The sequence below is a fragment of the Enterococcus alcedinis genome (genome assembly GCF_014635985.1).
Classification (GTDB): domain Bacteria; phylum Bacillota; class Bacilli; order Lactobacillales; family Enterococcaceae; genus Enterococcus_I; species Enterococcus_I alcedinis.
The window spans coordinates 1-7509 of record NZ_BMDT01000022.1; the positions used below are offsets into that span (position 1 = coordinate 1).

Annotated in this window: 8 protein-coding genes; 2 read left to right on the top strand and 6 right to left on the bottom strand. The window is 34.3% G+C overall.

The features are described 5' to 3' along the window. The first annotated feature begins 105 nt into the window (after positions 1 to 105). Positions 106 to 336, top strand: coding sequence for a transposase (locus IEV09_RS12580; RefSeq protein ID WP_188368650.1), 231 nt, complete (start codon positions 106 to 108; stop codon positions 334 to 336). Here the strand turns inward: IEV09_RS12580 and IEV09_RS12585 are convergent. From IEV09_RS12585 to IEV09_RS12605, 6 genes are all read right to left on the bottom strand, one after another. Continuing rightward, positions 323 to 1603 carry an ATP-binding cassette domain-containing protein gene (locus IEV09_RS12585; protein ID WP_209651418.1) on the bottom strand — a complete coding sequence of 427 codons (1281 nt, stop codon included), beginning with the start codon at positions 1601 to 1603 and terminating at the stop codon, positions 323 to 325. The genes IEV09_RS12580 and IEV09_RS12585 overlap by 14 nt on opposite strands. Positions 1604 to 1738: 135 nt before the next feature. Further along, on the bottom strand, positions 1739 to 1870 hold the full coding sequence (locus IEV09_RS12805) for a hypothetical protein (RefSeq protein ID WP_268234682.1): 132 nt from the start codon (positions 1868 to 1870) through the stop codon (positions 1739 to 1741). 638 nt (positions 1871 to 2508) lie between these two features. Beyond that, positions 2509 to 3981: a PASTA domain-containing protein gene (locus tag IEV09_RS12590; protein ID WP_188368652.1), complete on the bottom strand. Its 1473-nt coding sequence runs from the start codon at positions 3979 to 3981 to the stop codon at positions 2509 to 2511. After that, the gene (locus tag IEV09_RS12595) at positions 3974 to 4648 is read right to left on the bottom strand and encodes an ABC transporter ATP-binding protein (RefSeq protein WP_188368653.1); all 675 of its coding nucleotides are present in this window, start codon (positions 4646 to 4648) and stop codon (positions 3974 to 3976) included. Before IEV09_RS12595 ends, IEV09_RS12590 begins: the two co-directional genes overlap by 8 nt. A gap of 12 nt (positions 4649 to 4660) precedes the next feature. After that, complete coding sequence (locus tag IEV09_RS12600; protein WP_188368654.1) at positions 4661 to 6166, bottom strand: ABC transporter permease; 1506 nt, start codon at positions 6164 to 6166, stop codon at positions 4661 to 4663. Between the two features lie 142 nt (positions 6167 to 6308). Continuing rightward, on the bottom strand, positions 6309 to 6881 hold the full coding sequence (locus IEV09_RS12605; protein ID WP_188368655.1) for a hypothetical protein: 573 nt from the start codon (positions 6879 to 6881) through the stop codon (positions 6309 to 6311). 414 nt (positions 6882 to 7295) lie between these two features. Here IEV09_RS12605 and IEV09_RS12610 point away from each other — a divergent pair. After that, on the top strand, positions 7296 to 7509 hold a 214-nt coding region (locus tag IEV09_RS12610), incomplete at its 3' end, for a VOC family protein (RefSeq protein WP_188367612.1).

Consider the following 7509-nt stretch of genomic DNA (forward strand, 5'->3'; position numbering starts at 1 on the left):
TCTCACGATAAGAGATTGCGTAATCTAAAATATTAGTTTTTGTTTTTAACACTGTCTACTTGACAGGGAGTACTTCATAATAGTCGACAGGTTTCTTTTTTCCATGTGATACAAACATTCGATTCTCGATTGCCTCAATGGTTTAAGAAGAAGTTACGCTTCTTAAATAAGTATAAACAAGGGATCAAGAATGCTTTTGACTTAGACTACTCCAATGGTGTGACGGAAGGTTTGAACAATAAGATTAAGCTTATTAAACGGGTTTCCTACGGTTACCGAAATTTTTATCATCTTCGCGATCGTATTTATATTATTCAAGGATTCATTTATCAGTAAAAAGAAAAAATCGATGAAAGATTCTCCATCGATTTCTACGACATATTTGATTCATTTTGGGTCGATCAACACTATTTGACGAACAACCGACAATTTTTGCATCTTTAAAGTAGAGTCGAGCTAAAGCAATTCTTTGCCGCTCACCACCTGAAAGCATGGTTCCTTTTTCACCGACTTCTGTACTCAACCCATTAGGGAGCGATTCATAAAAGGCAGTCAATCCAACATTGTCTAAGGCTTCAAGAATTTTATCATCTGAAACCTCCACATCAAAGATCATATTTTCTCTTAACGTTCCATCAAAAATCGGTGATTCTTGAGAAGTATATGAGAGGTGGTTATACAATTGGTTTAAATTGAGTTCTGACATGTCATTCTCATCAATATAAATCGTTCCAGAATCTGGCTTCAACAAACCAACCACTTGCTTAACAATCGTTGATTTGCCAGAACCACTTTCCCCAACCAATGCCACGGAACTCCCTGCTGGAATATCAAATGATAAATCTGAAAAAAGGTGCTTCTGTTCATAAGAGAAACATACATTTTTAAAAGAAAGATTCCCTTCGACAGATTCTAAGTCTTTTCCTACTCTCAACATGAGATCATCTGGCATATCTAGGAATTCACTAAATCTGCTAAAAGCACTTTGATCCAGTTTATGCTGTACAAACAAGACATTAAATATCGCAATCGGAGTGTATGCTTTATCAATTAATGTAAGTAAAGCGACTAGCGCACCGACAGATAAGACGTCATTCTTCCAACTAATAAATAGAATCATTACTTTCATGAGTGTCATAAAGAAAGCAAATACTGTAAAAAAAGCTTCATGAATTAATGTCATTTTCGTTTTTGATTCTATTATTTGTTCAGCTGCATTCGTCGCATGACTTAACTCTTTCGGAAACTTTTTATGAATTCTGAAGACAACCAATTCCATGAAGCTATGAATCAAAATTTTGTTGAATACTTCTTCATTATTTAAAATCCGTGCTTTCACCCTATATAGATACTTCAATAAAATATTGGTTGTTGCAAAAACAACAAGATAACCAAGTAGAATGTAAATCATCATATTCTTATTAATAGTTGCTATAAAAATCAAACTAAAAAAGATACTTGGAATCAATTCTCTAAAGAGTCGAAAATAAAAATCAAATAAAATTCTTTTGCCAGAGCTTGCACCAGTCTCTATATTCTGGACCAAACTCCCTGTCCCTAAGGATTGATAACATTTATAATCAATCGTATCCATTTTCTTCATTGCTTTCAACTTAAATTCCAAATAGATACTTTCAGATAGATTCGTCTTTGGATACTCATCAAAATAACTAAGTCCACAAATTAACACTAAAACAATCGCATAAATAACTATCGTCTTGATAGATAGACTTTTATCTCAAAAGTCATCTAAGACCTTTTGGAAATAACTCGCACTAAAAGCATTTAATAGCGCTAATACAATACCTAAAAAGATATAAATGGTTATCCATAACTTTTTATTTTGTAAGATATCAAAATAATATTTCATCACTGTACTCCTTCTAATTTTTATTATTTCTAAAAATTAGTACAGTTGAAACTGTTAGCATTCCATATTAATCTCAGCACAATCCGCTAACAGATAATTACAACTGTACTGAGTATTTACCGAGTGTTGTCTCCATTATGATGATACATCCTTTCATTTCTTAACTAACGATTATGAGCGCTTTCATGATAACATGTTCTGTTAATTCCCAGCTACCCCTTATCAGCAATTGTATGAAATATTTATTGTTTCACAGAATTAATTTTTTCTTTTACTCACTAAAAAAGTCCTTTATAATAGATTCGGATGACTTACCCAAGATCTAATATAAAGGACAACAGATTGCGGCTTTACTCCTCTCTCTCGTCAAATTGGAAACAAAAACAGTGAAAAGTGGCTTTCAAATCAAACGACTCTTTGGCTATTTGATTTTCCAGTCCTTTGAAGAAGGGTTTTTACGCTTAGTCCCCTCGTGAAACAGAAAAAATGGCCGGTCACTTTAGCTTTTAATTGAATCGCAATCAAAAAATTTCTGGAAAGAGTCATCCTTTGCGTAAGCACTGTTTCTTTAAAAAAAATTTTGAAAAACTGATTATCAGAATATTCATTACTTATACAACACTAGTGTGATATTATTTTTATTCAATTGGTTCTCCCGCTGGTTGTTCCCCTCTACCTTCATCTGGTAAACCTGGATCTGGCGTAACATTGTCTGGGACAGCATTCGTTAAGTTACCTAAACTAATCCCTATCGAAACAGTTGAACCTGAGCTAATAAACTGGCCATACGTACTCATTTCAACAACCGTACCTTTTGTCTCCGCTGAATCTACGTAATACACAGAGTAATAAATACTCACACCTTTTGATTGATATTCATCAAAGAAGTGTTTTGGCAAATCCCCTTCACTTGTCGAACCTCGTAAATCTTTCATATAAGGTTGGCCTTCAGAATAAACAACCGTAATCGTTGGAATCGTATCTGTTTCATTATACTGTTTTCCAGCTTCGACCGATTGGCTAATAAATTGGCCATAAGGGACAGAATCAGAATAAAGACTCTTAATAACAACAGGAATTTTCGCTTCAATGGCAGAAGCTTCATCCCTCGTGTATTGACTGTAATCTGGCACTTCGATTGCTTTCCCTTTTGAGACATGCAAGACGAGTACTTCATCTTTTGCAATTTTCTTTCCTTTAGCAATTTCTTGGGAAATGACTGTACCTTCAGCCACAGTATTTGAGAAGTCTTTTTCAACTTTCAACTTGGCTTCATTTTTCTTCGCCCATGCCTCTACTTCTGTTAAAGGCTTTCCTTTGAATTCAAGCACTTCAATATTTTTTTCAAAGACTTCTTTGCCTTTTGAATAATAAAGCATCATCCGATCTTTGCGTTGATAATCTTCCGCTTTTAATTCTTTATTAGCAAATTCTTGTTTGATAAAAGTACCCGTTTTAATTTTATCATCATAATTTTCAATCAACGTGATATTTTCTGCTTTCTTTTCTTCGATCCATTTCGTCGCTTCCCCTTTTGTCATTTCAGCAAAATTGGCTAAAGCAATTTTATCTTCTGGATTCGCGCCTAAACTACCAGTTACGGTTAAAATTTTTCCTTTTCGAATCTTTTTATTTGCTGGAAAATCTTGGCTAATCACACGATTAACTTCTTCATCAAAATTGTATTCTTGCTCTACTTCAATTTTTACATCTGAATCACTCGCCCAAGTTCGTACTTCTGAAATTTCTTTAGATTTGAAATCAGGTACTTTTACATGGGTCAATTGATAGTAAGCAAAAATCCCAAGAATAATTGCTAGGGTTGAACCCATACCAATCAAGAGATATTTTTGTCGTTTCTTTTTTTTATAAGTCGGATCAAATTCCGTTTCTTCCGTCTGAAAGCGACTGACTGGTGACTCCTCTTTTCGACTCCGACGAGAAACTGTTACTTCTGATAGAATGATCTTTTCATTTTCAACTTCCATTTTCTCTTCAAAAAATTCTTCCGAAGACTGTTCTTCGGATAAGATTTCTGTTTCCTTTTTTTCTTTTCCTTGTTTCTTATCATCATATTTGCCTTTTGTAAAATTCGATAAAAAATCACTCATAAGCCACTATCACACCCTTACGTAAATATAATATTTCATCCGCTTGTTGGGCAATTTCATTGGAGTGAGTCACCATAATGACACATTTATTATGAGTATGAGCCAGTTCTTTAAAGATATCGACAATTTCTTGTTCCATCTCTTCATCTAAGTTCCCTGTTGGCTCATCAGCTAAGATAATGTCCACATTTGTTGCTAGGGCGCGAGCAATCGCTACCCGCTGTTGCTCTCCCCCCGAAAGTTGGTTGACTAAACGATTCGCTTTTTCTTGTGTGATACCAATATAGTCTAATAAGTTATAAGCTACTTCTTTATGATTTTTTGGCAACTCATTATCTGTAATCGACATTGGAACTAGAACATTTTCTACGGCTGTTAAATAAGGGACTAAGTTATAGCTTTGGAAGATGATACTAATTTCATTACGACGAAAATCTTCGTAACCAATTTCTTTAATATCTTTTCCATTTAACAAGACACTCCCTTCTTTTGGTGCGTCTAAGGCACTAATTAATGATAAGAAGGTTGTCTTTCCTGAACCTGATTGTCCTAAAATCGAATAGCATTTCCCTTTTTCAAATTTCACTGATGCATCTTTTAAAATATAACGACGTTGATCGCCATCTTGGTAGTAATAATCGACATTTTTCGTTTCTAATAAAGTCATGGTATTTCCTCCTTACATCATAATTTTCTTTGGATTTAAGCGTAAAATATATAACAATGGGACAATAGCGGAAAGTAAAACAGTACTTAGCCCAATCAATAAATAGCTGACAATATAACCTACAGAAAACGTCACATGATACGTATTTTGAACATCTTCTGGTGTTAGGTCACTACTAATCATTGAGCTGTAATACATCATGTCTTCTTGATTACCACTTAACCAATCCGTTTGTAAGAGTGATTCTGAAATACCACCTGCTAACAAATTCCCTGTAATTAATGAAAGTATTAATGCTAGAGCACTTGTTAAGAGTAATTCAACTAAAATTTGACCGATAATTTGACTACGTTTTTCACCTAGAGATAAATAGATCCCTAGTTCGTGTTTCCGGTCACGCAAAAATAATAAAACAATTAATGAAATAATCATCAGTGATGCCGCGACTGCGATAATAACGACATAGCCAGAAATTTTACCCAACTTTTGCATTCCACCTGCCACTTGGTCGTATTGATCACTTGAAGCAACGACATGATAATAATCATTAGTAAGTAATGCATTTGCTTCTTCACGGAATGCTTCTAAGTCGTCGATTGATTTTAAAACATAAGTTGTTTCATAGTCTTCATCGACAACCCTTTCTTCTGCTGACACTTTCCAAATTTTTTCTTGCATCTCTTTACTTAATTCTTGAACCAATTTATTTGGCCCATAAATGGTATTAATTTGCTCCATTGCCTGCCAATCTTGATTCGAGTTTTCTTCTGATGACTTCTCTTTCACTTCTTCTTTCTTCACAACAGTAAAAATACCAACGATTTTAGTTGGAAAATCAAAAGTTGTGATTTCTGGTTTTACTGTACTTTCAGATTGATCCGCATTTCCTGCACTTCCAATCATTCCTTCTTCACCATAGTTTTCACCAGTGACATCTAAGACGAATTGATCACCAACAGAAAGATTATTTAACTCCGCGACTTCTTTACTAATAATGATATTCCGAGTACCTTCTTGAACATCTTTTTCTTCCAGAGTCGTTCCTTCAACAATCTTGATTAAACCTTCTTCAACGTCAACCATTTCCTTGCGGTTGACCCCTTTCATATTGAACTGATGTTTGACTCCAGCACCCTCAGCATCCTCTTCTTCTGGTTTATAAGCTTTTATTTTATTCGTCCCCAGATGAGCTCTAGAAGAATAATCAAAATATTTAACATAAGGTAATTTCCCAATCGATTCCAGTTCTTTTAAACTCGGATTTTTTAACACCTCTTCATTATTTTCAAACTTCTCTGGGTTTTTATTATATTCCTCATCAAAGCGTTCATAGTCCATACTAATGGTTGCTCTCGCTCCCATTTGTTTTTTCGTTTCAACCTCAACGTTTTTCGTTGACTGTTCAATTGAAACCGCTCCTGCAATAACGTTACCTAAAATAAAAACGACTAAGAATAAAATCAAAGAACGTCCTTTTCTTCTCGTTACACTTTTTAGTCCTCTTTGCCAAAAATTCATTCTGTTCTCCCTCCAACTTCACTTTTTCATAATATTTCATAAATCATCGGGGCTTATAATCCTTTTACGAGCGAAAGTTTTTTAGCGATTTTCTTTAACAACTTTATTTGCCTCGCTTAATTTTACAATCGACAATAAATGATTATGATGATTGTTTAACTGAAGTAATCACTCCATCTTTAACCTCAATTAAAAACAGACCGTGTCTATAAGTACTTTCTTTACCATTAATCTTAGAATCTAACTTGACTGTTACAGCTGCTGAGTCATCTTCAGGCATTTTATATGCATCCGAAAGAGCTGCTTGTTTATCTGAATCTAACTTATTATCGATCACTTCGTATAAAACATTAAATCTAATTCTATCCTCATATGGATAAACTAGTTCAATTCCATATTGACCATCTTTCAACTTGCCCAGTTCTTGATTTTTTGTCTGCTCTTCTTTCGATAAGTGGCTATCATCTACTTTGTCATCTAAATCTCCACCACCATACCAGTCACCCTCATCACTACCATATTCTTCTTCCTTGTTTTCAGATTGCTCTCTAAGTTGGTCTTCCGACTGCTTATTAATTAAATCATCCTCTTTATCCTCTTTTTTGACTTGAACCTCGTTCTGAGTTTCGTTACTTGCTTTTACCTCTGGATTCTTTCCTGCACAACCTGCTAGTACTAGCACCGCGAGTAAACTCATTAATATATTTTTTTTCATTATCTGTTCCTCCTATTTCGTATGTTATGCACCGATTATACCTATTACGATGTTAAATCCCTGTTAAGAAAATATTCTCAATGATTATTTTGATTAAATGGACGAACAAGCTTCCTCTTAATATTCAGCGACCAGCATACGGATTTATTGACCTTTCTCATCAAATTGGAAACAAAAACAGCGAAAAGTAGCTTTCAATCAAACGACCCTTTCGCTATTTGATTTTCCAATCTTTTGAAGAAGGATTTTTACACTTGATCCCTTCGTGAAGGTAGAAAAAATGGCTAATCACTTTGGCTTTTAATTGAATCGCAATCAAAATGGATCGAGTAAAAACCCAATTAGGCTGAAAAAATGTGCATATAAACGATTCATGCTAGAATTAAGATAAGAAATTATTGGAGGATGATATTCATGAACCAAGTACTTGTTGAAATTTGCTTACGTGTAAGAGATATTGAAGCGACTTTAGACTTCTATACGAATTTATTCGATTTTGAAGTGGCGAGCCGTAGAGAGTTCCCTGAAAATAAATTTGATTTAATTTACTTGAATTCGCCAGGTTCTTCTGTGCAAATCGAACTAACTTACAATTATGATGCTGAACCTTACGAAATCGGAAATGGAT

Bases quoted from the DNA above. Each gene is read 5' to 3' on its own strand.
- IEV09_RS12585 (WP_209651418.1), bottom strand. From the start codon at position 1,603: ATGAAGAAAATGGATACGATTGATTATAAATGTTATCAATCCTTAGGG.
- IEV09_RS12605 (WP_188368655.1), bottom strand. From the start codon at position 6,881: ATGAAAAAAAATATATTAATGAGTTTACTCGCGGTGCTAGTACTAGCA.
- IEV09_RS12590 (WP_188368652.1), bottom strand. From the start codon at position 3,981: ATGAGTGATTTTTTATCGAATTTTACAAAAGGCAAATATGATGATAAG.
- IEV09_RS12595 (WP_188368653.1), bottom strand. From the start codon at position 4,648: ATGACTTTATTAGAAACGAAAAATGTCGATTATTACTACCAAGATGGC.
- IEV09_RS12805 (WP_268234682.1), bottom strand. From the start codon at position 1,870: ATGAAATATTATTTTGATATCTTACAAAATAAAAAGTTATGGATAACC.
- IEV09_RS12600 (WP_188368654.1), bottom strand. From the start codon at position 6,166: ATGAATTTTTGGCAAAGAGGACTAAAAAGTGTAACGAGAAGAAAAGGA.